At 50.6% G+C, this 24,027-nt stretch carries 24 protein-coding genes and 2 pseudogenes; 11 read left to right on the plus strand and 15 right to left on the minus strand.

Annotated elements, in window-relative coordinates:
- Nucleotide 1: 1 nt before the first annotated feature.
- A complete protein-coding gene (locus OTG14_RS22480; protein ID WP_004105507.1) occupies nt 2–538 on the minus strand; it encodes an RpiB/LacA/LacB family sugar-phosphate isomerase in 537 nt (178 codons plus the stop codon).
- 370 nt (nt 539–908) lie between these two features.
- Between OTG14_RS22480 and OTG14_RS22485 the strand changes: the two genes are divergently transcribed.
- Nucleotides 909–1,664 (plus strand): DeoR/GlpR family DNA-binding transcription regulator, encoded by a 756-nt coding sequence (locus tag OTG14_RS22485; RefSeq protein ID WP_007374403.1) that lies wholly within the window; start codon nt 909–911, stop codon nt 1,662–1,664.
- A 131-nt stretch (nt 1,665–1,795) separates the two neighbouring features.
- Here OTG14_RS22485 and OTG14_RS22490 read toward each other — a convergent pair whose 3' ends face one another.
- Complete coding sequence (locus tag OTG14_RS22490; RefSeq protein ID WP_267215778.1) at nt 1,796–2,056, minus strand: type II toxin-antitoxin system ParD family antitoxin; 261 nt, start codon at nt 2,054–2,056, stop codon at nt 1,796–1,798.
- A gap of 141 nt (nt 2,057–2,197) precedes the next feature.
- Between OTG14_RS22490 and OTG14_RS22495 the strand changes: the two genes are divergently transcribed.
- From OTG14_RS22495 to OTG14_RS22505, 3 genes are all read left to right on the plus strand, one after another.
- Complete coding sequence (locus tag OTG14_RS22495) at nt 2,198–2,722, plus strand: hypothetical protein (protein ID WP_119916846.1); 525 nt, start codon at nt 2,198–2,200, stop codon at nt 2,720–2,722.
- 368 nt (nt 2,723–3,090) lie between these two features.
- On the plus strand, nt 3,091–3,861 hold the full coding sequence (locus OTG14_RS22500; RefSeq protein WP_119916845.1) for a TraX family protein: 771 nt from the start codon (nt 3,091–3,093) through the stop codon (nt 3,859–3,861).
- A gap of 14 nt (nt 3,862–3,875) precedes the next feature.
- Nucleotides 3,876–4,199: a hypothetical protein gene (locus OTG14_RS22505; protein ID WP_015572034.1), complete on the plus strand. Its 324-nt coding sequence runs from the start codon at nt 3,876–3,878 to the stop codon at nt 4,197–4,199.
- On the opposite strand, the gene OTG14_RS22510 is transcribed toward OTG14_RS22505, so the two are convergent.
- Nucleotides 4,177–4,980 carry a DUF4225 domain-containing protein gene (locus OTG14_RS22510; RefSeq protein ID WP_267215779.1) on the minus strand — a complete coding sequence of 268 codons (804 nt, stop codon included), beginning with the start codon at nt 4,978–4,980 and terminating at the stop codon, nt 4,177–4,179. The two genes, OTG14_RS22505 and OTG14_RS22510, sit on opposite strands and share 23 nt — an antisense overlap.
- Before the next feature lie 887 nt (nt 4,981–5,867).
- Nucleotides 5,868–6,881 carry a plasmid replication initiator RepA gene (repA, locus tag OTG14_RS22515; RefSeq protein WP_267215780.1) on the minus strand — a complete coding sequence of 338 codons (1,014 nt, stop codon included), beginning with the start codon at nt 6,879–6,881 and terminating at the stop codon, nt 5,868–5,870.
- Nucleotides 6,882–7,536: 655 nt separating this feature from the next.
- On the opposite strand from repA, the gene OTG14_RS22520 reads away from it, so the two are divergent.
- The 3 genes from OTG14_RS22520 to OTG14_RS22530 all read left to right on the plus strand — a co-directional run bounded on the left by OTG14_RS22520 (nt 7,537) and on the right by OTG14_RS22530 (nt 9,151).
- Nucleotides 7,537–7,803, plus strand: coding sequence for a type II toxin-antitoxin system TacA family antitoxin (locus OTG14_RS22520; protein ID WP_014172304.1), 267 nt, complete (start codon nt 7,537–7,539; stop codon nt 7,801–7,803).
- Nucleotides 7,791–8,276 (plus strand): GNAT family N-acetyltransferase, encoded by a 486-nt coding sequence (locus OTG14_RS22525; RefSeq protein WP_063136862.1) that lies wholly within the window; start codon nt 7,791–7,793, stop codon nt 8,274–8,276. Before OTG14_RS22520 ends, OTG14_RS22525 begins: the two co-directional genes overlap by 13 nt.
- 209 nt (nt 8,277–8,485) lie before the next feature.
- Nucleotides 8,486–9,151, plus strand: coding sequence for a helix-turn-helix domain-containing protein (locus tag OTG14_RS22530; RefSeq protein ID WP_248215629.1), 666 nt, complete (start codon nt 8,486–8,488; stop codon nt 9,149–9,151).
- 131 nt (nt 9,152–9,282) lie between these two features.
- On the opposite strand, the gene OTG14_RS22535 is transcribed toward OTG14_RS22530, so the two are convergent.
- Complete coding sequence (locus tag OTG14_RS22535; RefSeq protein ID WP_248215632.1) at nt 9,283–9,651, minus strand: hypothetical protein; 369 nt, start codon at nt 9,649–9,651, stop codon at nt 9,283–9,285.
- Nucleotides 9,651–10,304, minus strand: coding sequence for a hypothetical protein (locus OTG14_RS22540; protein ID WP_248215633.1), 654 nt, complete (start codon nt 10,302–10,304; stop codon nt 9,651–9,653). Before OTG14_RS22540 ends, OTG14_RS22535 begins: the two co-directional genes overlap by 1 nt.
- A gap of 239 nt (nt 10,305–10,543) precedes the next feature.
- Between OTG14_RS22540 and OTG14_RS22545 the strand changes: the two genes are divergently transcribed.
- A complete protein-coding gene (locus tag OTG14_RS22545) occupies nt 10,544–11,533 on the plus strand; it encodes a tyrosine-type recombinase/integrase (protein WP_232946156.1) in 990 nt (329 codons plus the stop codon).
- Between the two features lie 311 nt (nt 11,534–11,844).
- On the opposite strand, the gene OTG14_RS22550 is transcribed toward OTG14_RS22545, so the two are convergent.
- Entirely contained in the window at nt 11,845–12,522 is a 678-nt protein-coding gene (locus OTG14_RS22550; RefSeq protein WP_232946158.1) for a hypothetical protein, read from the minus strand.
- A gap of 578 nt (nt 12,523–13,100) precedes the next feature.
- On the opposite strand from OTG14_RS22550, the gene OTG14_RS22555 reads away from it, so the two are divergent.
- Together OTG14_RS22555 and OTG14_RS22560 are read left to right on the plus strand one after the other, a co-directional pair.
- Nucleotides 13,101–13,463: a type II toxin-antitoxin system TacA family antitoxin gene (locus OTG14_RS22555; RefSeq protein ID WP_136487027.1), complete on the plus strand. Its 363-nt coding sequence runs from the start codon at nt 13,101–13,103 to the stop codon at nt 13,461–13,463.
- Nucleotides 13,450–14,034 carry a GNAT family N-acetyltransferase gene (locus OTG14_RS22560; RefSeq protein ID WP_136487025.1) on the plus strand — a complete coding sequence of 195 codons (585 nt, stop codon included), beginning with the start codon at nt 13,450–13,452 and terminating at the stop codon, nt 14,032–14,034. The genes OTG14_RS22555 and OTG14_RS22560 overlap by 14 nt, the downstream gene beginning before the upstream one ends.
- A gap of 138 nt (nt 14,035–14,172) precedes the next feature.
- Here the strand turns inward: OTG14_RS22560 and OTG14_RS22565 are convergent, their stop codons facing one another.
- From OTG14_RS22565 to OTG14_RS22595, 7 genes and pseudogenes are all read right to left on the minus strand, one after another.
- Nucleotides 14,173–14,961 (minus strand): DsbA family protein, encoded by a 789-nt coding sequence (locus tag OTG14_RS22565; RefSeq protein ID WP_232946159.1) that lies wholly within the window; start codon nt 14,959–14,961, stop codon nt 14,173–14,175.
- Nucleotides 14,962–14,989: 28 nt separating this feature from the next.
- Nucleotides 14,990–19,198: pseudogene (locus OTG14_RS22570) on the minus strand (conjugative transfer relaxase/helicase TraI domain-containing protein); the annotation flags it as partial.
- Nucleotides 19,194–20,189: pseudogene (locus OTG14_RS22575) on the minus strand (TrbI/VirB10 family protein); the annotation flags it as partial. The pseudogenes OTG14_RS22575 and OTG14_RS22570, both read right to left, overlap by 5 nt.
- Nucleotides 20,190–20,191: 2 nt before the next feature.
- Nucleotides 20,192–20,932 carry a type-F conjugative transfer system secretin TraK gene (gene traK, locus OTG14_RS22580; protein WP_267215784.1) on the minus strand — a complete coding sequence of 247 codons (741 nt, stop codon included), beginning with the start codon at nt 20,930–20,932 and terminating at the stop codon, nt 20,192–20,194.
- A gap of 11 nt (nt 20,933–20,943) precedes the next feature.
- The gene (locus tag OTG14_RS22585) at nt 20,944–21,525 is read right to left on the minus strand and encodes a TraE/TraK family type IV conjugative transfer system protein (RefSeq protein WP_267215785.1); all 582 of its coding nucleotides are present in this window, start codon (nt 21,523–21,525) and stop codon (nt 20,944–20,946) included.
- 6 nt (nt 21,526–21,531) lie between these two features.
- The gene (gene traL / locus OTG14_RS22590) at nt 21,532–21,834 is read right to left on the minus strand and encodes a type IV conjugative transfer system protein TraL (RefSeq protein WP_193807518.1); all 303 of its coding nucleotides are present in this window, start codon (nt 21,832–21,834) and stop codon (nt 21,532–21,534) included.
- A gap of 3 nt (nt 21,835–21,837) precedes the next feature.
- The gene (locus tag OTG14_RS22595) at nt 21,838–22,191 is read right to left on the minus strand and encodes a type IV conjugative transfer system pilin TraA (RefSeq protein ID WP_047650753.1); all 354 of its coding nucleotides are present in this window, start codon (nt 22,189–22,191) and stop codon (nt 21,838–21,840) included.
- A 196-nt stretch (nt 22,192–22,387) separates the two neighbouring features.
- Here OTG14_RS22595 and OTG14_RS22600 point away from each other — a divergent pair, with 196 nt between their 5' ends.
- A complete protein-coding gene (locus tag OTG14_RS22600; RefSeq protein WP_193807516.1) occupies nt 22,388–23,029 on the plus strand; it encodes an Arc family DNA-binding protein in 642 nt (213 codons plus the stop codon).
- Nucleotides 23,030–23,061: 32 nt separating this feature from the next.
- Here OTG14_RS22600 and OTG14_RS22605 read toward each other — a convergent pair whose 3' ends face one another.
- Nucleotides 23,062–23,457: a relaxosome protein TraM gene (locus tag OTG14_RS22605; protein ID WP_193807514.1), complete on the minus strand. Its 396-nt coding sequence runs from the start codon at nt 23,455–23,457 to the stop codon at nt 23,062–23,064.
- Between the last annotated feature and the right edge of the window lie 570 nt (nt 23,458–24,027).

Here is a 24,027-nt window from a genome sequence, read left to right on the forward strand (position 1 = left end):
TTTAGCCCTCAGATTTCTCATCATCTGGTCTGAAACCCATATTCCATCGAACATCTTCAGGTTTCGTCAGTAATGCGTTGTCACTCCGTTCTGCTTCCAGTAGATTCTTTTTGGAATTTTCCCTTGCAGTTGCAAAGTCGAACGCGTTGTCATACCAGGCATCAACGATCATTTTTGTGTATTCAAGATCATTAACTCTGCAGCCAAGTCCAATCACCTGTGCATTGTTACTGAGTCTTGCTCGCTTGGCCGAGTAGGGATTGGTGACGGCGACAGCACGGATCCCCCAGTGCTTATTTATCTGGCATGTAAAGCCAATTCCGGTACCGCAAATGTAGATACCGAGGCGGCATTCGTCCCGCTGAATCACACCTGCCATTTCATCCGCAAGACGAGCGAAATTGTTGAAACCGTCTTCTTTGCGTTTCACGGGATCGTACACGACCTCGGCATTTTTCTCTTCTTCGAGATACTTTTTAATTTCCTCCTTACGATCAAATCCAACATCATCACATGCGATTGCAATTTTCGTTTTCATCTCAAACAACCTGTCATTAAGAACTTAAGCCAAGTATGATGTTGGTATATATTGGTTGTCAACTGAGATCAAAATCACAAAATTTATAACTTATTGATTTATATTGAATTAAAAACCAACAAAAGCTAATATTAGCCAATTTAATGGTGTTATACAGGAGGGAGAGATTTACCGGCTGTGTTGATGTAAATTGATGTAAATTTATTAATCATCTGATTTTAATGAGTTTTAATGAATTTAACCCTTGTTCTCACGAACGACAGTTCCCAGAACTCTGGCTACTCATCTTTCCCTTTGGTTTGTTTTAGTTTGCATCTTATGTGCTATGATTCGCTTCATTACATTGAGTTGAAAGGTTATAGGGGGAAGGATGTACCTGGTTGAAGAAAGGAGAAAGTTGATCCTTGAAGAGATTATTTCGGCGGGTACCGTTTATGTTAGCGACCTTGCCAAAAAGTATGAGGTCACTTATGAAACCATCCGTAAAGATCTCACCCATCTTGAAAAAAAAGGTCTGCTGGTTAAAAGCCACGGAGGGGCGACATTAAAACAGGGCGCTGTCGAGCATCCTTTCCAGGTCAGGGAAAAGGAAAACAGTACTTTCAAACAAGCCATAGCCAGAAAAGCTCTGGAATTTATCCCCCCCAATAGCTCAATGATCATTGGTACCGGGAGTTCTAACTATGAACTGGCCAATTTGTTGTGCATGAAATCTGGCTTTAAAATTTTTACCGATTCTTTGCCCGTGGCCAGCGTGCTGATCGAGTCAGAAAACCAGGTCTTTTTGTTCGGCGGAGAACTGAGGAAGAAAAGCTCTTCTGTCTTTGGTGGGTGGGCTGTGTCAATGATTAATGATATTAACGTTGATCTCTGCTTCATCGGCACTGATGGCTTCAACAATATGACAGGTCCATCAACTCCGTCCTCCTCGGATGCCTTTCTGGATCGAACGATCATTGCCCATTCCGAGAAGAAATATATCCTGGGCGATTATACTAAATTCCAACGAAGTAGCTTATTTAAGATCTGCGACTGGTCTGAGATTACCGCGCTGATAACGAATGATATTGCTGATAAAGACGGTATTGCCGAGGTTGCGAAGCATACGACAGTTGTAACTTGTTGATTCTGAATTCAATAATTTCAATATTTACGATAAGGATGAAACGGATGTTATCTCGTGAGTCAGGAAGGGACGGTGCCACACAATCCTTCATTTAGAAGGAATCGTCCCTGACATCTGCTTTGGGAGTCAGCTCAATCTCTTTCATTTACCACCCTGGCCCTGGCATTATTCAGGAATGCATCCTTGTTCCATGGTTTCGCCTTGCCGCTGCTTATCCCTTCGGCCAGCAGATCGCGCAGTTCCTGAAGACGGGATTCAGCCTGCTTTTCGCGCAGCAGCCGCAGCGCGTCGCGCATGACCTCGCTCTGTGTACGGTAATCACCGGCTTTAACCAGAGAATCGATAAATTCGCGCAGCTTTTCACCCACGTCCACCGTCATCGTACGTGCCATAACCCCTCCGTTTCTTGATGTAAGATTTGTTCTTACATCAGTATATTATTTTTACATCAGGATTGCCTGCTTAGTGATCGAGACTATGGACTGTATTTAAGAGATCAACAGGGATGCGAAATCGGATAGATATCTAATAGAATGCTGAGTTATAGCCTTAAGCGAGAGCTGGAAATGAAATTAACAGAAAATCGTGTGGATACACTCATAGATACCCTGAACGACCTTATCTGCGATGAGCAAAGTATTACTCGCGAACAGCGAGAAAATTTAATTAAAACGGTTGCCACACTGGGTGGGCTTAAGGAGCGACTACGACTCGTTTCTGCGGAGAAAGAAGCCAGGCAGATCGCTAAAAACGAGAAGTTAAAGAAACCGCGCGAACCGGACCTGGTGTTTCCCCGTACAGGAAAGCCGTGGCTGCCAGAGGACCTCGATGTTATCCATTCCATTATCGACGATTTACCTGATGACAGAATTGATGATCACATCCTGTGGCTTTCAAAGCAGCAAGGGCGTACTCCCTATGCTGTCGCACTGAAGATTGTAGGTGTAGGAAGAATGGATGATGAGTGGGCGAAAGCTTGGAAACCCGCGGCAAAATCGCTTCGAGAAGATTATGCAAAGCTTCATCCAGCTCCCTCTTCGGATATCAGCCAGGTATAACCGGTTTTTGGTTGAGATGTATATGAAGTTATTTTGCAGCAGCATATTTTATAATTATAAAACATCTGCCCCTGCAAAATATGGTAAAATAATAACCAATTACACTCCTTAATCTAAATATATCAATATCTTTGCCGATATATATAGTAAGGAAGGGAGAGTGATGAACGATTTTCATTTTTTAAATATCTGTATTCAGAATAAGGATGTGGCAGGTGCAATGCGCGTGCTGCGTGATAAATCAGAATTTGCGGTGCGCAAGATTCTGGAGAAACTCAGGGTCAGGGTCACAACGCAAACCGGCAGGGCATTCTGGCATTATGTTCAGGGCTGGCTGTTAACCGCGTGTCGCCAGGGGAATATACAGCATGAATCGTTCAGTACCCGACGTTCTTCCCACTATCCGGAACGCCAGCCAGCTCAGTCCCGCTGCTCTCGATATGGTCAAGCTTCTCGCACTTCTGGCCATGATTATCGACCACACCAATACGGTGTTTCTGTCGCCAGCCTGGCCGGTGATGTATGCGCTTGGCCGGATGGCCTTCCCCCTGTTCACGCTTATATGGGCGATGAACGTACAGCGTACCCCGGAACGACTGCAGAAGAGAGCCAGTCGTCTGTGGGTCTGGGCAGTCATCACGCAGCCGATGTTCAGCCTGGCCTTCTGCCATCACCAGCCCTGGTGGGCCCTGAACATTCTGTTCGTGTTTGCCGGCGTCACGCAGCTGCTTGCCCTGCAGTACCGGCACGGCCGGAAAGGAATGCTCGCCGGATATCTGCTCCTGGCCCTCATGATTTGGCCACTGCAGCCGGCAAGCTACGGGCTGGCAGGAATAACGCTGGCCATCAGTATGGCAACGGTTTCTGGCAGCGATACACCCGGAGTGCAGCGGCTGGCAGCCATCACTGCCGTGCTGTCACAGATTTGTTTAAACGGGTTATCGCATCTCCTGGATATGCCCGCAGAAACATTATTACTGGCCACGCTGCCTACTCTGGTATTCCCCCTGGTGGTGGTTTGTTTCTGCAGGGAAATCTGTCCGGAAGGCCGCCAGCGTTTCATGCCGCGTAATTTCTTTTACTATGCTTACGCTGGCCACCTGGGGATTATTGGTCTGATACAGTATACTTTCGCCTGATTAGGGAGGACGTAATGGCTATCAGTGAGAAAGACCTGCTTGAGGCAGGTTTCAGCAAGAGCGAAGTGGACAACTTACAGGGCCGGCTTGCAGCAGGCGGAGGCACCATGCAGCATCTCATCGAAGCGCTCTCACGGCGCTTCCGGGTGTCGGCATGGATCACGGTCGCGCTGGTTCTGGTTATGCTGGTCACCCTCATCGCCGGCAGCCGGACACACATTCTTTCCGGGGGCATGAGTTCCCTTGTTGTCCTGATCATTGCCTGGGTGACCTTTCCACCTGCGCTGGGCTGGAAAGCTTTCCGCCTGCAGAAAACTATTTCCCGGAAGGCTCAATAGTCAGTAAATCAAGCGCCACTTTGGCTTTAACCCCCCATCCCGCAATTTTAAGCGCCATTACGGAACGGGGCGTGCCGGATACTTTCCTGAAGAAATCTGGCCTGGTCCAGTACCACAGCCGTTGTGCTTCGGGTTTCAGCCTCAGGCCATACGCGCCGTAGACTTCGCTGAAGAGTGTGACAGCCTTATACGTCCCCAGCCCCTGCTGCCGGCTGAAGCCCAGAAATTCAGCGATCTCCATCGAGCCGTCAGCGAATATTCCCTCCGTCTGCTTATCACCGAGGAGGTTGTGCGCGGCTTCCCGTGAAATCGTGTTAAAGCCATTTACGACAATCACCGCGCCGGCCACCACGCCCACCGGCGTCATTGAGGACATCATGACGATCCCACCAAAGATGGCCGCACCGGCCACCACGACGTCGACCGCTGAAATGATGTAGCCCACAATTTTGTTCTCGTCCCGGACAACCTTCACCTCAGCATAGAGTTTTGCATAGCCGGTTTTGAGCGATCGGGACTGCTCCAGCAGGCTGGTATTTTCAGCCCGTAAGGCCCGCAGACAGGCCATACAGTCATCATCCGTTTTCGCCCGGCGCGCGGCCTCAAATTGGGCCATGATGAATGCCCTGATCTCATCCACAAACTGAATCCGGATAAAACCATCCTGGAGATGCATAGCCGCCACCGTGTTGGCCGTATTCACCAGTTTCCGGGCCTCAAGGTTTATCATGGTTTCGGCCCAGGCACGGGGATTCTGGCCGGGTAAAAGCAACGTGTCCATTTTATCGCCTCGCTTATATGTTTCTGAAAGCATATTCCCGAAACGAGTTTTGACAACAAAAAAAGGGCACGCTGCCCTGCAGAACTCACTAGGCCGCATCGCGGCATGGAGGCGCCAGCTGAGGCCAGACAGGGAGAGAAAGTCGACGGGCGCCGTGACCGGCGTAAGCCGCTGCGGTTTGAAAAGTTCTGCCTGTCCCATCCCTTACCCTGCAAAGCCATACCCGTTAACCGCCACGCCTGGTAGGATGTGCGCGGTCGGAGTTAGCACGTCGAGGCCAGAGGCCGCTGACGGGCTGTATCTCCGCGTTAGCGCCGTGAGGCGCTTACGAGCGTGTACAGCTGGCTTGCCGCGACGCTAACTGCAGCAGCTCTTACCTCTAGTTACAACATCCCTCTTAAAGCGAGGGTGTTCCGGCCCTTCGGGCCGGGGCGGCGTCGGTTTAGCAGGGGTCAGGTAAATATGCAGTGTCGGGTTCTGGCCAGGACGGGGCCCGGCGCCTGCGACGGGAGGTACTTTTGATTTCGTTCTGAGCGCGCGGCCGTGAGGCAGGTGCATGCGAAGGCATTTTACGTTATCCACAGAGTGGCCGAAGACAAAGATCTACTCTGGAATGTAATGAACAGAGAGATAAAAACGGTGAAGTAAGACTATTTTGCGGAATGTCTTTTATTCATTTCCGGGTTACTTCACTTATTCGTTTGCGAATTTCTGTGTAAAAAAAAGAGACGGTGGCCATTGCGGACCATAACGACCGGCAGAACGTCATGGTGACCGGAAGGAGAAAGGAGTAAAGGTTGAAAAATGAGCAGAATGGCCGAAAAAAACCAGCACGAAAAGCCCCGGTGAGGGGCCTGTAAACAGAAAAACTGTTGTTTCGTCTGTGACTAGTCAGGTGGAGAAAGCGCCAGATCCAGCTGGTAAAGATGCTGGATGGCCAGAGCCTTCAGGCGCTCAGATGTGCACCAGTACGCTTCGTCAGGCGGCAGGGTGCGGTAAATCCATTCAGACATTGCATGGAGTCGTTCATCTGCCGGCAGCTTAATCAGATTGTTGGCACGTTTACGCTCCGCGCCTTTTTTCCGACGGTAAACGAGTGCCTCCCGGCGCTTACGGCCGGACCAGCATTTCCGCGCGGAATGGGGCTGAACATCATCATGTTCGCTCATCACCCCTTCCCGGATCAGCTGCTCACGCTCGGCGCTCTGGCGGAGCTTCTTTTCCTGCTCTTTAAACAGCTTGTCCATATCGACGCCCAGCATCTGAAATCCCACGGGGGTGATATAGACATACGTTGGCAGCCAGGAGCGGGATTCACGATCCCAGGTGCGTTCTTCCGCAAGGCCAAGAACGCCAAACCGTACCTGTTCCTCAATAAGCCGTGAAAGGCGTGACACCGTCACCTCCGTTTCCGGAATGACATTGCCTTTGGCGTCCTTTGCACTCAGCTCTTTTGCAAGACGGGAGATACACATGCCGACAGTATGCTTGCCGGCATCACAGAAGCTGATGAGCACTGGCCAGAGCGCATCGAGCAGGCGCTGACGTTCCGGACGGAAGCCATATTTACGTCCCGCTTTACGGCGGCCGGCGACATAGAGAGGGTGACGAGAAACATGCATGCGCAGGCTGACCTGCCCGGTTTCATTGTCTTTTTTCACCAGGCGATTGTAGGCATAACCGAGCTGTCCGGAGAGCTTTTTATAATGCTCCGGGCGATACCAGGCCGGGTTCTCACATTTGGCTTTTGTGGAATGCTCACCGCGTTTGCGGCGGGTCAGTTTTTTGACCGGTGCAATGAGGAAATTACCCTGAGTGCCGGCATCGACATCCTGCCAGAAACGGGTTAGCTCATCTTTCGGTAGATCTGACCAGTGAACAGAAATCTGATTGTCATTCACGGCGGCCTGTTCTTATGGCGGCCGGGTGTTGTGTTATGTGGTGCATGCGTTATAATCCTTCACAGGCAACGCGCCTGCTTTTGGACCCCCTGATACCTGTGTCTTCCGCCAAGATGATGACAGTTATCGGGGGGTTTGTGCATTCAGGCTCCGGGAAATCCCGTTACCTGCTCCTGAACGTTTTAACGGACACGTCCTGTCCCTGTTTGTTTCCGGAAGTCCGCATTTCTTCCGTAAAACCATCTTTGTCTCCAACCTGCCTCACCACAAAGCAGTCAAACCGTCAGTTTGAATTAGGTCACAAAAGTAATCTGAATCAACAATCTGTCCCACCACAAGACGATTGCTGACGCTCCAAATACTACCTTCTCGTAAGTTAATTTTCCAGATGTTAGGCCAGATTACCATCCATCGGCGCGAGCATATTGTCCTTAAGATATTTTTAACCGACAGAGATCGCTGAAATGTCAGGGCATTATGTGTAATCTGGGAAACCAGCCGAGAGAAGAGAAATCTGCGTTCAGGGCATTTAACTCAGGTCGTTACACTGTGATGCTTTCGGCTTATATCTACAGTGAAAAAATGTGTATAGCATTTGCTATACACTATTCCTGTGTTAAGCTTGTAAAGCAATTGCTATACAAGAGGTGCAATGATGAAATCAGATGTTCAGCTCAATCTCAGAGCCAAAGAATCTCAAAGAGCACTCATCGATGCTGCTGCAGAGATACTTCATAAATCACGTACGGACTTCATTCTGGAAATGGCATGCCAGGCTGCGGAGAATGTGATCCTTGATCGGCGTGTATTTAATTTTAATGATGAGCAGTATGCAGAGTTTATCGATATGCTCGATGCGCCAGTTGCGGATGACGCTGCCATCAATAAACTGCTGGCAAGGAAACCTCAGTGGGACGTGTAACAGCACCGGAACCTTTATCCAGCTCACATCAACTGGCTGAGTTCGTCAGCGGGGAGGCCGTTCTCGATGACTGGCTTAAACAGCGAGGGTTAAAAAATCAGGCTCTTGGTGCCGCAAGAACGTTCGTTGTTTGTAAAACTAGCACCAAACAGGTTGCCGGTTTTTACTCCCTGGCCACAGGCAGTGTTAACCATGTGGAAGCGACGGGAAGTCTCAGGCGCAATATGCCAGATCCAATCCCGGTAATCATACTTGCTCGCCTGGCTGTCGATGTCTCATTCCGTGGACAAGGGCTGGGGGCTGATTTACTGCACGATGCAGTATTGCGCTGTTATCGTGTGGCTGAAAATATAGGCGTTCGTGCAATTATGGTTCATGCGCTGACAGAAAAAGCCAAAGGGTTTTATCTTCATCATGGTTTTAAGGCATCGCAAACCCAGGAACGGACTCTGTTTCTCAAGCTGCCGCAATAGATTCATTGGCAAGAAAGGGATGCGTATTACACTAAAGCATTGATATTAAAGAGTATAAACAATTGGTTTAACATAATCTTTGTTATGCGCACTAGAGTTGTAATGGCTCAATGCTAATGTCTATTTGTGGCTCATTGGAATGTCCAGGCTATCGTTTTCGAATCTGTATATCTGGTCAACCACTCACTTTTCCTGATGAGGAGTTTTCTATGGCTATATATGACGCCGGGATGTTCACCGTGAAAGAAATCAACCGCCTCAAAATCCTTCAGGATGTCATAGAACGTAATTTACGACCCGCTCAGGCTGCGGAGATGCTCGGCATCACGCCACGTCATTGCAGCCGTCTGCTGAAACGTTATAGTCAGTCCGGGCCGCTTGGAATGAACAACCTGAGTCGCGGTTGCACTGGTAATCGCCTGTTGCCTGCGTCATTTACTGACCAAGCACTGAGTATCATACGAGAACGCTACCGCGATTTTGGCCCCACGCAGGCCCGGGAAAAGCTGGACTTGATTGTGAATATTTCATTCATCCCAAGAAATGAAGACAGTTACACTAAAGAATACAATGCTATTTTTGATAAGTTTATTTATTCTGACTACGAAAAATATGTCAAGCTAAACGAGTCTTTGAATCAAAAGTATTTTGCATATGAAGGGAAAACAAGCAATTCGCTTATACCTTCAATGCAAAGTAAAAAAATACAAATAAGTCGAAAAATCATTCCTGGCATGAGTATGCAAGACTTTAACATTAAGTTCCGCCTAAAAATAGAGAGTTCTGAAAAATATAGAGACACTGTAATATTTTTTAGTTCTCAAAAAAATAAAGAAGTAAACACCATTCTTTCCAGTTCATTCAAATCAGATTGATGAGCGCCATGACATTATGCTAATGAGGAATTCGATGTTTGCGACTCAAATGTTCAGAGTTTATTCAGTAAATAATTTTTGTTCCCAAAGGATTTTAGGCCGCCTTATACATATTGGCGGCCTAAAGTTAATTATTTTGAGGATTTTTCTCCCGATAGATAACCCAATACCCCACTGATGATCGCTGTTATCACAGGCATAAGCGAGGATGTGAACTCTTTGCCTGCCTGCGAGTTTATAATGTAAATGGCCCCGATGTATATAATTATTAAAGCAAGTATGCAAACCAATGCAGAAATCACAATTGTTTTATTGCGACTATCTCCACTTGCCTTAATTTGCGAAGGGCTTTTAGGTTTTAGTTCCTCAAGCCTTTTCTCAAGCATCTTTTCAAATGCCATCCACGCGGCATCAATTTGTAACACAGATGAACTACCTGTGTTAATTTGAGGCCCCCCAAAAAGGGTACTAGATGATGAAGGTTTCTGCTGGGCTGCCATCAATAGATCCCTCCTAAACTTTCAGGAGTCAACTCCTTTATCTTTTTCATTAAAATATCTGATATTAGTTCTTTTTTGAAAACTTCATCAGTTGGATTATTATTAATATCCTTCTGAATAAAAATAGCTTCAGCATCTACCCCTCTGGTATTGATTATAGCATTCCCAAATGAATAGATATGGTTGAAATCAAACCCGAACTCCTGGTTTACCTTATTAAATCGGTAATTAAATTCATTTACTAAACCTAAATCTTTACGGGAGAGTTTTTTTGCAAGTGCTGTTGCAGGGTTTTTTTCAAGTTCAAAATAGTTTCCAACCATACCAATTCTATTAATTTCATAATTATTGGGTATATTTTTAACAATAAGTTTTAACTTCAATATAAAATCACTCATTGCTTCATCTTCTTTGAATTTAGAATCAGCAACATTCATCGTGAAGTCAAATCTGTTCAGTGAAACATTCATTAAGTATGTGTCACTTGAATTAGTGGCAGTTACCCTTGGAATCTCAGGTGGGACCTCAGTAGGTAACGGTATTATTTGTGGCATACGGTCAAATAAGTTTCCTATCCCTTCATTTAAAAGATTAAAAAAAGTATCCGGCCTGACAATATGTTGATTAAAGAATACAACAAACTGATAGTTCATTACATGTATCATTTCTTAACCCTACTCATTTTCATTGCTATGTATAAATTAACATTTTTAAATTATATATCAGTAATATACACATTTATAGCAGGAGGTTTGGCGGAAATCATCAATTATTCTACTTATTAAAATGTACCTTTGAAAAAGTAGACTCTCTGCAGTACGCTTTGGCATATACTATTCCCCGATTTTTCACGCAGCGCGCCGGACGCTTTCCGGCCCGGACGGAGCCCGACATGAGCCTGATGCCCGACGACGAACCTGAGCTGAGCCTGCCCGCAGCCGTCATGTCACCCGGTGAGGCGTTTTTGCCGGCGCTGGCCGGTGATAATGCTCCGGTCAGCCCGGCCCGGGCCTACCTGCTTTCCCTCAATTCCCCCCGCAGCCGGCAGACCATGGCCTCGTTCCTGAGCATTGTTTCCGGCATGCTCGGCGCCGCGTCCCTGGAGTCCTGCAACTGGGGCAGCCTGCGGCGCCATCACGTGATGGCCGTGACCGAGCTGCTGCGCGACACCGGCCGGGCCACCGCCACGGTCAACACCTATCTTTCGGCACTGAAGGGCGTGGCGAAGGAAGCCTGGATGCTGAGGCTGATGGACGTCGAGAGCTTCCAGCACATCCGGGCGGTGCGTAACATGCGCGGCAGCCGACTTCCGCGCGGCCGGGCCCTGCCGCCGGATGAGATCCGCGGGCTCTTTGCTGCCTGCGAGGCCGATGATTCCAGTATCGGTTTCCGAGATGCGGCGATGCTGGCAGTCATACTCGGCTGCGGCCTGCGCCGCTCGGAGGCCGTGGGGCTGGATTTGAGTGACGTTGTCACAGATGAGCGGGCGCTCAGGGTGCTGGGCAAGGGGAACAGGGAACGGCTGGCCTACATGCCGGCCGGCACCTGGCAGCGCCTCAGAATGTGGATCGGCGACGTGCGCGGGGAAAAAGACGGGCCGCTGTTCACCCGTATCCGCCGCTTTGACACTTTGACCAGTGACCGCCTGACTGACCAGGCGGTGTACCATGTCCTGCAGGTCCGCCAGCGCCAGGCCGGGATTGCAAAATGCGCGCCGCACGATTTGAGGAGAACCTTTGCGACGGCCATGCTGGATAACGGTGAAGACCTGATTACCGTGAAGGATGCGATGGGCCACGCCAGCGTCACCACCACCCAGCAGTACGATCGCCGCGGCGAAGCGCGCCTTCGCACGGCCCGCGATCGCTTGGACCTGATCTGACACGGCACAGGATATCTGGAGGTCATCATGTTAAGTTAATATCATATTAACTTAACATGATGATATGCCGGACCCCGTCCGGGCTACAATGCCTGTGGCACCGCGGCAGGGTTTGCGATAAAGTGAGGCCGCCGACCATCCTGCTTTCCCTTCTGAAACGGGGGTGGTTTGGATCTGTGGATGGTCGGTGGTTTTCTGACACTGGCCAGATGCCGTTGTGGTTGTAGCTGCACCGCCGGAATGAAGACGTTCGGACAGTATTATATTCTTCCGTGTTTTCACTCGACCTTGCGCGAATGTCATGCCCGAAGCTAATGTCCCTCATGCCCATTTTGGGATGATACAATCCTTTTTCCGCTGCTGGGATGGAACATTCCTTCAAGCACCAATACCTGAGCTTCTTCCAGCTCACCAAGCGTCCCCCGGATGGGAGCCTGTGAGGCAATATGCAGCGACAAACTTTTGTCCGCGTCTTCACAGGCATCACTGACTTTTTTGAAGCGGGACAACATGACTGCAAGCGTCATGTGTTGTGGAATAGTCAGCGTCTCAGGTGTTGTGCCGGAAAACTGTTTTGCATCATTAACTGTACTTTCGTATTGCGAATAGCAGCGGGCAATTTTCTGTGCAGTTTCACTTTCACTCTTTGCCAGCGAGAGCAGCAGGTCCTCGGAAAATGTGACATCCCGCGTACTTTGTTTTTCAAGATATTCGAGAGTAAGTTTCTCTGAGGTGACCTGTTTTTCAGGGTATTCAAACGCCATTTCCCTGTACGCGCGCAGCAGGCGATACGAAGAATTAGCATTTTCAGCATAGCGCTTTAACTTATCCCCTATGGATTCCATGACCACCAGAGATACCTGCCTGTCGGTGTTTTGTGAGCGGAAATCAGCCTGAATGGTGAAGTACGCGGCCACACCTGAAATCACTAATGCCAAGAGTGAGAGGATATCAGACACTGTAATATTCAATTTGTGTAAAAATTTCACCTTAAGATCCTTTTATCAAAACTCACTTGACCGCCTGATGTTCATCACGCTTTTCCATTAATAGTCGCCCTGTTCCAGCAAACCTCTATAAAAACAGGCTTAATGTACTTCAAACTCCCCCTTGAAGATGTACCTGGCATCTGAGGGCAGTTTCTTAGTTTTGTCAAAATAGAACATCAGGCCTCTAATATCTCAACAGTTTTCTGGGTGCTCCCGGAAAAAGGGACAGGTGTAATCATCGCCCATCTAACGTACGGGCATTGTCCGGACGTTTGACAGATTCATTTTTAACCTGTATCTTTAAAACCGTACATTGTACGTACCAGAAACGTTAAATTTTAATTAAATTCATATTTATAATTAATTCAATGACTTGTATTAGAAAACGATCAATCTACTTAAGGAATCCAAACATGTCCTCATACACAATCCGTGCAAACATTTTGAATAGAGAGCTTTTTACAGATTTAGATGAATCCAAAATAAACCGGCCCGCAACATCTTTCTGCAGGCACCGAAGATACTCATAAACGTTAAGGAGGCTCACTACATTTTTATTTTTCTATAAGGTTTATATTATGAGAAACAACCACTTACGTGGTGGTTCTGAAGGTTTGGCTTCGGCCACCGCGCTCAATGAAAAAGAAGTAGGTATTTTTCCTACTTCAGAAGTTAAAAATACACGCCTGGAGTTGAGAACAACTTCGGATTTCAAAGAAAAAGTACGTTCCGCTTCTTCCTTAATGGGAGTTGATATGAGTTCGTTTATTGTTTTGGCTGCCACTGAACTAGCACAGAAAACGCTTGAAAAACAACGCATGCGTTTGCTGACAGAGGAAGCGTGGAACAAACTGAACGCACTAATTGATGCGCCTGTCACGGACAAGGATGATGAGCTGGAGCGGCTAATGGTGGAGAAACGCCGCTATGTTACAAGGTAATACTGAACCAAAACCCTTTGTAATTGAAGCCTTTAAGAAAGGCAGTTCTTACAAAGGGGTTAAAGATTTTGATTGTGGAGATAAGGTTATTAATGACTACGTTAAAAGTAACCTTAAGCGAGACGGTGAACGCGACAACAAAAAAATCTTTGTTCTTCTTGACCCCAATAAAGAAGAACGGATTGCAGGATTTGTCAGCGTTCATCTCCATCTTACGGGAAAGGACGAACTGCCTGGGGACGCGTTTCCCTACTCGCTTCCTAAGGCAGTGCCCGTAGTAAAGATATCTATGATTGCCGTTACTAAAGAGTATCAAAAAGACGGCTGGGGTAAGCAGTTGCTTGGTGTGGCTCTGGACCATGCACTTGATGTTGCTTCAATTGCCAATGACGTCAAGGGTGTTGTCCTTGATGCTAAGGAAGATGTTGTGAAGTTTTACGAGCGGCATCGTTTTACATTGGTTGAAGACACTCCGGATGAATACGGAACCTGCTTTATGTTCTTATCGATCCGTGAGTTGCAGGCGCTTGACGCCAAACGTAAACAGCAAGACCAACAGTCGGCTGTATAGTAATTATGATCATGAGGTAACCAGACCTCATGCGATGATATAAAAAGCCCAGCTATATGCTGGGCTTTTTATTATGTCCTGTTATCGATATAAAATGTGCTGATTAGATTTCTGGTTTGAGATCGTCTTCAACGCACATCATTTATCCAAGTTGGCTTTATGGATGGCAGACAACAACCTGTCATCGGTAACGGCTTCCGGGAAAACCGTGATGGTGTCAGGAGTCGCTCCGCTAACGGGCATGACGATGATCCCCGGCGTTCCGGTGAGTCCCAGCGCCTCAGCCAGGTTACTGTTTTTCTCAAGGGACGCGGTATGGTCGCCAGGAGCTGGGACGGCCAGCCCCGCTTTTGACGCTGCCCCGTGAATATCCTGCGCCGTCAGTTTGCCTTCATTATGGCCGGTGGCGTAGATGGCATTGTGATAGGTGACATAGGCCTGCGGCCCTTTCTGTTGCCAGACCGTCAGCCCCTGCTGTGCAGCCTGAAGTGAAGCTTCCCAGCGACCACCAAATATTGGCCACTCCTTAAAGAGGTAGCGGACGTCCGGCTGCGCTTTCATGACCTTCTCCAGCTCCGGCGCGAAACGGCTGCAGAACACGCACTGGTAATCAAAGAATTCAATCACCGCGACCTTTGCATTATCAGGCCCGTAAGCCGGAGTGTCCGGATCATGCAGAAGGTTCGCCTGATTCTCCATCACGTTGAGTGCAAACATCTTCTGCTTACGAGCCTCCTGCTGTTCCTGCAGCTTATTACTGACGGTCACCAGAATCTCCGGGTGAGATACCAGATAGCCGGCAGTGATTTCGCCTATACGCGCCTCCTGCTCCGGGCTGAATACCGGCTGAGGGGCCGAAGCGTGCGCCGTTGAAATAAAGCCAATGTATGTTGTAACTATTAATGCGGCTAATTTGTTTGCTTTCATTGTCTGATTCTCATGATTAAAAGGGGGATTAACGTTCTTTCTGAATGGTTCGGGTGAGGGTCTGTTCTTCACGCTCCGGCATGCGGCCGCGTTCAATATTTTCTGCCGCCCTGAGCATGTCGCGTTCAGCGTTTGCCAGATCTGCAATCACACGCGATGCCCGCGACTGTTCACCGGCGGTCTTGTCAGCACCTTCCAGCTCGCTTCTGACGCCTGCAGCGGCTTTCATTTCCTGTCCATCGGTGTTTTCCTCACCTCTTACCCTGGCGATCACATCCGCATCCGGGTTGAGTGGTTCCGGTTTACGCGGGTTAATGTCTTCCGGTTTCAGTCTGATCACCTCTTCCTGTGGAACTTCCGCCAGCAACGACTCCGGCTGCTTGCTCCGTCCGGCTTCTTCATTGCGAACCTGGTCTGCCAGCATTTGCTCGCGCAGCTGCTGTACGTTCTGTTCGTCCGTCAGCGTGGAGACAATACCCGGTGACACATCCTGTTTTGTCCCACCGCTTACCTTAAGCAGCCATGCTGAAGGCGGTTCATCACCGGTCTGCCAGACCACGCCGTCCTTTGGATGATTTCGTACTGCATCGAGTGCAGCCGTCAGGTCGCTGGCCACAATCGTGTTTCCGGACTGACTCCGCTGCAGCACGGCGCCACGGGCACGCTCTGTCATGACCATTCGTGTCTCCCCCTGAGTCATCCGTCCTTCCGGGCTGGAAACCAGGGAAACCAGGGCCAGGCCCGCACTCCTGCCATTGTTGTCATACACCGGCAGCGCCAGCGCCGGTTCAGGAAAGCGCCGGGTGGCCGGGATGATTTTTGCCGTCAGTGACGCCTCCTGCATGCCCTGATGGCGCACCCAGGCGCGTCCGATGGCCGTTTTATTCACCGGCTGCCCCATTGCCCAGATGGCTTTCGCCTGTTTGCGCTGCGTTTCCGGTGCCAGCGCATCGTGCGCCGTTTTGATATCACGCTCCGGTGTTTTTATCGCCTTAACCCAGTCAGCTTTCTTGTCGGTGTAAATCTGGACGTGCTCCTTGACGCGGGAAGTTGAAATGTAGAAGGCACGACGGGAAGCCAGTGCCTTACGCCCGTCTTTCGTGCCCTCAAGCGCAATGACATAATCGCTACTGGCCCCCTGTGCACCGTAGCCGGTGACGGCCCAGCCGTAGTCGATATGCTGCTGCGCCCGGACCTTCTCCGGATTGATGGTGACGCGACCGTTCTCCCCTTTCAGACGGATATTCCCCTCCTCGCTGACCGACTCCACCGTATAGCGCTGGTTGGCCATCTGCCCCTGTTCGCGATCGGTCGCCGTGAACTTAAGCAGATCGCCGGAACGGACTTCCATCTCGCTGCGGCGAAACAGCTGCACGTCACCGGTGATCAGCTCCTTCGGTGAAATCAGAGCAATCTTCCCTTCCTCATCACGTACCGTCACCGTTCTGCCGTTACGGTCAACAGCCACCACATCCTGGTAGCGGTCACCGCGTTTAACCACCATCCCTGCTTCCCAGGCCTCTGTTTTGTTGAACTCATGGCGCGTATGGGTGATTTTATCGAGTACAGGCACCTTGATGGCCTTCTCCCCCAGTTCTCCCCGCGCTGCAAGCGCGGCATGAATGCCGGCATTTATCGCTTTACGGTCGGCGTTCAGCTGCGCAATGATGAGCGTACGGGACCGCGCCTCCGGCGTCCGGTCCTTCCAGTCCGCCACGATGTCGTTAACAGGCGTCTCCGTTTCCTGAATCGCACTTTCCGGGAGCGCGGCTGAAGCGCTACGCGCCACACGGTCAGCCGGCTGGGTTTCAATGCGCTGCAAGGCCGCATCGATCCGGTTATCGATGATGTCGTGAACGGCGCCGCGCAACTGCATGTCTTTCTGACGGACGATTTCCTTCATGATGGCCACATCCATCGGGCTTCGCTCCTGCATCAGCTTAAACGGCGCGCCCACGTCGACCGCTTCAAACTGGTCGATATCCCCCATCGAGACTGCACGTCCGCCGCCGCTGGCAATGGCCTGGAACAATGCCGCCGTATCCTGGTTGCCTGCCATTGATGATTCATCGATAAGAAACACCTGTCCTTTATAGTCAGGTTTCCCGCCTGCGGCCGTCGCCTGGTCATGCTCAACGACAAAGGATTTGATGGTCTGCGCCCGCACACCGACGTCGCTCATTTCTTTCACCGCCTGGTGCGTAGGAGCAAGCCCCGTCATCACCGGACGAACGTCCACCGGTAGGGTCTCCAGTGCAGATATCACCGCCTTCAGCTGCGTGGTTTTCCCCACGCCGGCATAGCCCTGAATCCCGATAAACTGATCCGTGGTACCCAGCACCAGGGTGGTCGACTTTTTCTGGCCATCGGTGAGTCCGTTCAGCACGGCCTCCGGTACCTGTTCCAGCAACGGCTGCTGCGTACCTTTCCCTTCCTCCACCACGCGCAGAATGGCTTTCTCCATCTCCCAGGTGGACCGGGACACCAGTACCGGCTCTCCCCCTGCGGATACGGACAACAGCTCGCCATTTTTAATCATCGCGCCAATTTCATTCCCGATGGCTTCGAGGTCGGGATGATATTTCTGCGCTTCCGTCGCCAGCTTAAGCTCGCTGATCACCACGGTGCGCTGGTCGTTAATGGCACGCCACACGGCCAGACCCGCGTCCGTCCGGACGCTGTGATGCAGTGAATCAACCGCCTGACTGACGTCCTGGTGACCGCTCAGGTTTCTGACCAGCTGCACGGGAGAGGCATTGGTCTTCATGCGCTGCAGCCGGGCTTCAGCCCGGTCCTGCACTTCGGCGGTGAACACTTCCGCCCGGTGGCCACTCTGTGCCAGCGAGTTCATGGTCTGGGTCGATATGTCGCGGCTGTTGAGCGCGGCCAGCACTACGCCGGTGTCGTTATCCCGTCCGCCCGGCGCGGTCACGTAAGCATGTGACAGATAGAGCGGCTGGTCTTTTGGCAGCGTCAGTGTGTCTTCCCCCCGTTTAACCTCAATCCCCTTTTCACTTATCCCGGTCACCTCAAGACGATCTTTGGCCTTCAGGCTGTGCTCGCGGTCGCCCGCCACGGACAGCAGTTTTTCGCCGGTGGCCACGCTGAGGGTTTCACGGCTGAAGAGACGCCAGTCAGCGCTGATATCACCGATTTTCATCCGGGTCAGCACACCATCCCCATCGATGAGCGAGAGGACTCGCGTGTCCTCATGCACCCGGTCAATCACATAGGACTTACGCTCTTTTGCGTCCGTGCGATCTTCAAGCACCATGCCGGGACGGTACGAACCTGGCATGCGGCGCGTTTTGCTGTCGAGCCACACCGGCTGCCGGGCCTCTATCTCCACGCCGTCACGCCCCAGCTGCCCTGCGTTCTGCAGCGCCTCACGTACCAGGCCCGTCAGCTGCGCCTGTTCACGTTTGCCGACCACGACGGCGGTGACGTTATCAGTTCCTCCGCTCAGCTCTGCAAACCGGTTGGCCAGTGCCTCGTAACGGTCGCGTTTGTTCGGAATACTGACCACTTCGGCCTCAAGCCCGGGCGCAGGCTCCGTGCGGCGGGAGCGAGCAACTCCCGCGGACTCCAGAACGGACATGGCGTTACCGTTCGCCTGCCGTCCGGCACTGTCGAGAAAGACCAGCTGTGCGTCCTGCGCGCGCGCTTCGCCCAGCAGAACCAGCGTCTCCTTTAGCCCCAGACGCTCTGCCCCTTCGATAATCAGCGTGCTCTGGGGTTTAAGGTGGAAATCACCGCTCAGAACATGCTGCCGGCTGATAATCCGTTCACGCAAATCGTCGGATTTTGCCAGCGAAATGGCGCGCTCGGCAGAGCTGGCCAGCACCTGCACGTCACGACCGTTCGCGCCGGCAATACCGGCCAGCTGCGCGGTCAGGTCAACCGACATACGTATAGCGAGGTCAGCGCAGATGGTCCGTGAACTTGAAACCCAGAATGGATCGGACTCCCCTTCCACCGGAATGAGGCTGGCAGCCAGGTTGTCATAATCGACTGCATCAATACACTCACCCCACATCTGCCAGTTGGCACAGCGTTCGTCGTGGGCATTCAGGATGAAATCGGTGGACGGGTTGTAATGGGTTTCGGTAAAGGTACAGCCGGAGTCGTAGATGATGGCCCGGTCACCACGTTTGCGGATGTAGTCGAGTAACCAGCGTATTAGCGTCGACTTCCCCACCCCGATAGTGCCATGCATCAGGAAATTGAGTACCTCCGCCACCAAAACCTGACAGGAGGCCTGCTGCACCGGCGTAGCCGACAATCATGCCGTTTCGCATAACGGGCTTGCCGCGAATGCCGCCTTTACCCTGGAAGCTGACATGTCCCTGAAACTCCATGTCCACGTGCTTGCCGTTTTTCAGGATGCAGCTGATGGACTGGGTGCGGACGTTTCCGCGTTCGCTGGAGATATCGCCCCACATCTCACCCACAATAAAGCAGCCGTCAGCGTTGAACTCCTTGTTGTTGGGCATCTGAATGTTGCCCTGCAGGCGGATGGTTACAGGACTGGTATTCTGCTGACCGGTGACGCTGGCGTTCGCGTCAGCCCCCTCAATCAGAACAGCATCAGAGAATGAGCCGGAAGGAATCCAGGGTAATTTAGTTGGCTTTTTCTTCAGGCTGTCGTAGCTGAACTTTGTTGTCGACAGACCGCCTGTCATACGCTGGCCGGAGCCGCCCGGGTAGAACGCTGCGCCCTGCCCCATATTCACACCAGTGGCGGCCGGTGTGCCTGAAGGGGTTACGGTGTATTCGGGTGGTCGGGCCTGGCCGGCAGCAACAGGACCGGGGAGTGGTGTTCCGTTCTGTCCAGCGGGTGGTGTCTGCTGGCCAGTGGTCTGGTTGCTGCCGGGGGCTTTCGTAAGCTGGTCGCTCAGGCGCTGAATTTCAGCGTCCTTTTCGGCCAGCTTTTGTTCGGTGTTGAGCTTGTTCTGCGCGAACTGCTGAGTAAGCGTGGCAAGGCTTTGCTCAAGGGCGGAGGTCTTTGCCTGCTGCTGCGCCAGCGCTGCATCGTTGACCTGTTCGTTAAACGTCGCGGTCACAACGCCGGTCAGGTTTGGTGTTGCAACCGGTGCGGGTTGCTTTTGTTTTTGCTGGTATTGCCCGTACCACATTACGCCGCCTGCTGCAGCTGCGCCGCCAATGATGACAGCGGCCAGGATGGCCAGTTGCTTGCGGCGGGTTTTCAGGTTTTCATTCAGGCTTATGGTCATGGGCGGGCGTCTCCGTCATCTGAAAACACAATCCAGGCATAGCCTTCGCCGCCAGCGTAGAGCTGATTCTGTGACAGCATTACGGCCCGGACGCCCTTACGCCAGAAATCGCGCTCGCGGAGGCTGCGGGTGATGCTGCCAGGGTTGCTCATCCGGAAGCGAACAACCCGCAGGTGGTTGCCCACAAACTGGCGTTCAGGCGTCAGGCGTACATCACTGGCGGGTGTGTAAGCCGGAATGCGGCTGACCGGGTATTCCCGGTAGTCGTCCGGCACCTGACCATTGACTACAGCGCGGGATAGCGCAACCAGCGTTTTTTCATAGGTCTGCCCTTCTTCCCATGCCTTCGCATCGTCGTTCTTACGAAGTGGTGGTGACATCGGGGTGAAGCGCAGTGTTTTGCCGTTACCCGGCTGCGGCCTGACGTTCAGGCTCAGCGATGAGCCGTGGTCAGTCTGGATAAACAGGGTGAAGTTCTGGCCGACAAGCGGAGACAGGATAAGCGCTCCGTCCTCGGTCTGGCTCTGGTCATACGCACCGGTTGGTCCGCTGATGCTGGTAATGAGTTCCCCGTCTACAACAACCTTGCTTGGGTTGGTGTTGCTGAGTGTGACGTTAAAGGCGGCGTCGTTCTCAAACGGAATGGCTGCGGGTGCGGAAGCGGCCCGGAGGCCGCTGGTAGATAATCCCGCTGCCAGAAACACAGCAGCAGCTGCCGGTGAAATGCGAAATTTCATGGGCAGTCCTGTCAGTTAGTGGGAGATACCGGCCTGAGTTCTTCAAAGCTGTGGAGGTTAATCACACCATTGTCATAGCTCAGTTTCAGCCGGTAGGTTTTTTCCTGGTCTTTCAGTGGCGTGATGATTGCGCCGTTTGTGGTGGAGGATTTCAGTACCCCGCTGTACTGCACGGAGTCATCATCCATGACGCGAATTTCTTTTGTGTCGAACTGGGTGGTGATGCCCGCTTTCTTAATGCGTTCAGCTTCAATATCCAGAGATTTCTTGAGTACGTCCCGTTCGGCGGAAGGGACGAATCCAAGAACCATTTTCTGGTTGGTGTCGATGTTTTCGGGGGTGACGTTGAGTCGCCAGTAAATAAAGGAAGCGGCGAACTGTGTCAGGCCGGTGGCATCGACACTTTTTGAATCTGATGCGAATGGGCGGTTAAACGTTAACGGCGTGGTGATGGTTTTCTGGGTGGTGGCGAAATACCATGCCAGTGACCCTGTCAGCACATTCCCGGCGCCCATGAGTAAAGTTAAAGCTGAAAGACCAATAAACGCATAGCGGAGTTGTTTATCGCGCTCTCCTTTAATATTCAGTTTCATGAAAAACTATGCCCTCCAGTGCCGGAAACTTGAATCAGGTATCTGGCGAAAGGTTGCTTTGAATAAAAGTGATGGCAGGTGCCAGTAACAGAAATTAAGTAACCAGTACGACCCCTGCCCTTTTTTCAGATATCTGACTATGAACCAGAGAATTCCCGCGATTACACCAAGTTCAAGTGACAGATTGTTAAGCACCCCGAAAAGTAGAAGGGGTGCGGTAACAATTAATTCGTCAATTGGTAAGCCTAAATAGCGGACCTGCTGGTTCATTGTTTCCGGGAAGTTATATTTATCTCCTTCCCCACTCATCTTTTAGCTCGCGATATTGAAGGCGATGCGGGTAAAGATGATTGCCATAACGATACCGACAAAGACAAGTGGGTTGCGGGCCTTAATGTAAATAAACAGGCCCATGATGATTTCGGCGATGTAGAACCATGTAATCAGTGATGAGCCAGAGCCGAAAGTGGAATTAACCGTTGCTTTCTGTGAGGAAAGAAGGTCAGTACCGGATGCGAATGCCGGGTGAGTGACCATAAGTGCAATTAAAAAAGCGCTTGCTGACTTTAAGTAAAATTTAGCTTTGCGATTTTCGCGTGCTTTGCGGAATAAAGACGCTACCGCCCATCCCTTACCGACGTTAAGGGCACTGCCTTTGGTTAACATGTTTGTTTTCTCCGAAGTAAACAAAAGTGAATCGCGTAAGTGCTTGTTTACGCGGGCGCAATTGTCCCATGACCCTAAAAAAAAAAAACTGTGATGCATGTCACACTTTTTGGAATCATTCAGATTTATCCGAATATGTAAGTGAGTAGGCTTTGTTGACCAGAAAGTTCAGAAATGGCCTCCGGGATCTATAGCTATGAAAGTTAAAGAAAAAATGTGGGATGGTCGCGGCCGTCCACGCAAGTTCCAGCCAGGTGAAGCGGTGGAGTGGCGATTGCGTGCGCCGGATAATCTGCTTATGGAGCTGAGAATATGTGCCAGAGCTGGCAACAGAAGTGTGAATGAGGAAATTATTGCCAGGCTTTTGTTGTCGCTGAATTATCAGCCCGGCAAACCTGTCATTAAAACTGCGGGGGGTGAACGGCTCATTGCTCTGGCGGTGAGATTTGAAGAGTGGCTAGGGCAATTACTTGATGGTGAATCTCTTGATGATGCTGGAGAAATTAAATCCTCGCCCAAGCAGGAGCAATTGTGGATGTGGCGTGAGGGTGAAAGAGTTTTGCTTCCGGGGAAAACAACCGGATATAGCATGCGAATTCCTGAAAACCTTGCAGATGAAATCAGGGCGATGGCGAAGGTGCATAACCGTAGTCTGAATGATGAAATGCTCACCCGTCTGATGAATACGCTGGGTTATTTTACGGAAAGGTTGCTTGACCAGAATGAGGATGTACAGGCGCTTAAAGTTCTTTGCATGGAGTTCGAGGTGTTCCTGAAAGAAAAAATAAAGGAGGTGGAGAAAAGTGACCTTCCCTGGGATGAAAAACCGTCCCTGTGATCGATGTGGGCCGGGGTGTCCGGCTCACAGATTTATTCTTTTTCGTTGATGAAGTGCCTTGCTTCTGCTTCGTTCTCGGCTGTGTTTATGCCGCTTAAAATCATATCAAGCGTATCTTCAAGGCTGCCTTCGCCGTCTTTTCCTGTCATTTTTAAATACATCTCAGCGATTAGGGTGGCAATGAGAACTGTGCCTTCGCGTGAGCCGGCTGTTTTTCTTATGAGGTCTCTTCGATATCCTTCGATATCAAATTGATTACCATCCTCGCCATCGCGTTTATAGACAAGCAGTCCAAGCCGGATTAATTCGTTGCAGGTGGCTGATATGTTTGCTTCTCCAGCGTTAGCGCCGTTCTGCAGGTCTTGTTGAACAATATCGCGAACTTCACGTTCAATTTTATCTTTAAGGTAGATGCCGACTCTTCCCATATTTCTTACCTGTTTTAAGTTAGTGTCGGAACCGACACTATGTGTGGCCTGTTGGTGGATTTCCAGATTGCTGTGCAAGGCTGTAATGGGTTGATACTGCTGTGCATTTCTGTTCTATACAGTAGTACAATCCAGCACTATGATGTGCGATAGTGTGACACTGTGCGATATATAATTCAATGTAATTAAAGCATATCTACAATTGTATGATACATGTGTGACATACCGACACTAACAGGTATCAGGATTATACGATAGCGTAGTGTCGGTATGTACGACATTACACGGTCACATTCCAAAATTGCGCAAATTTCTTACAAACATCCCACTGAAATAAAAGGAGAAATCTGCAAGACGAAGTCTTGCGTGGGGTGTGATGTTTTAAAGGGTTAGTAAAGAGCGGCATGTTAATACCGCCTACTGTTCTGACATGTTTATTTCGGACAGGTGTTAAATCCCATCAGGAGAGCGCTCACGCGCGTTTGTAGTGAATTTACTTGATTACGACGATCCGCCGGGGTATTTTTTAAAGCGCCTCTCCAGAGCCCGTTTATTTAGCTAAAAGGCCAA

The sequence above is a fragment of the Enterobacter pseudoroggenkampii genome, assembly GCF_026420145.1.
In the GTDB taxonomy this organism is placed as follows: Bacteria; Pseudomonadota; Gammaproteobacteria; order Enterobacterales; family Enterobacteriaceae; genus Enterobacter; species Enterobacter pseudoroggenkampii.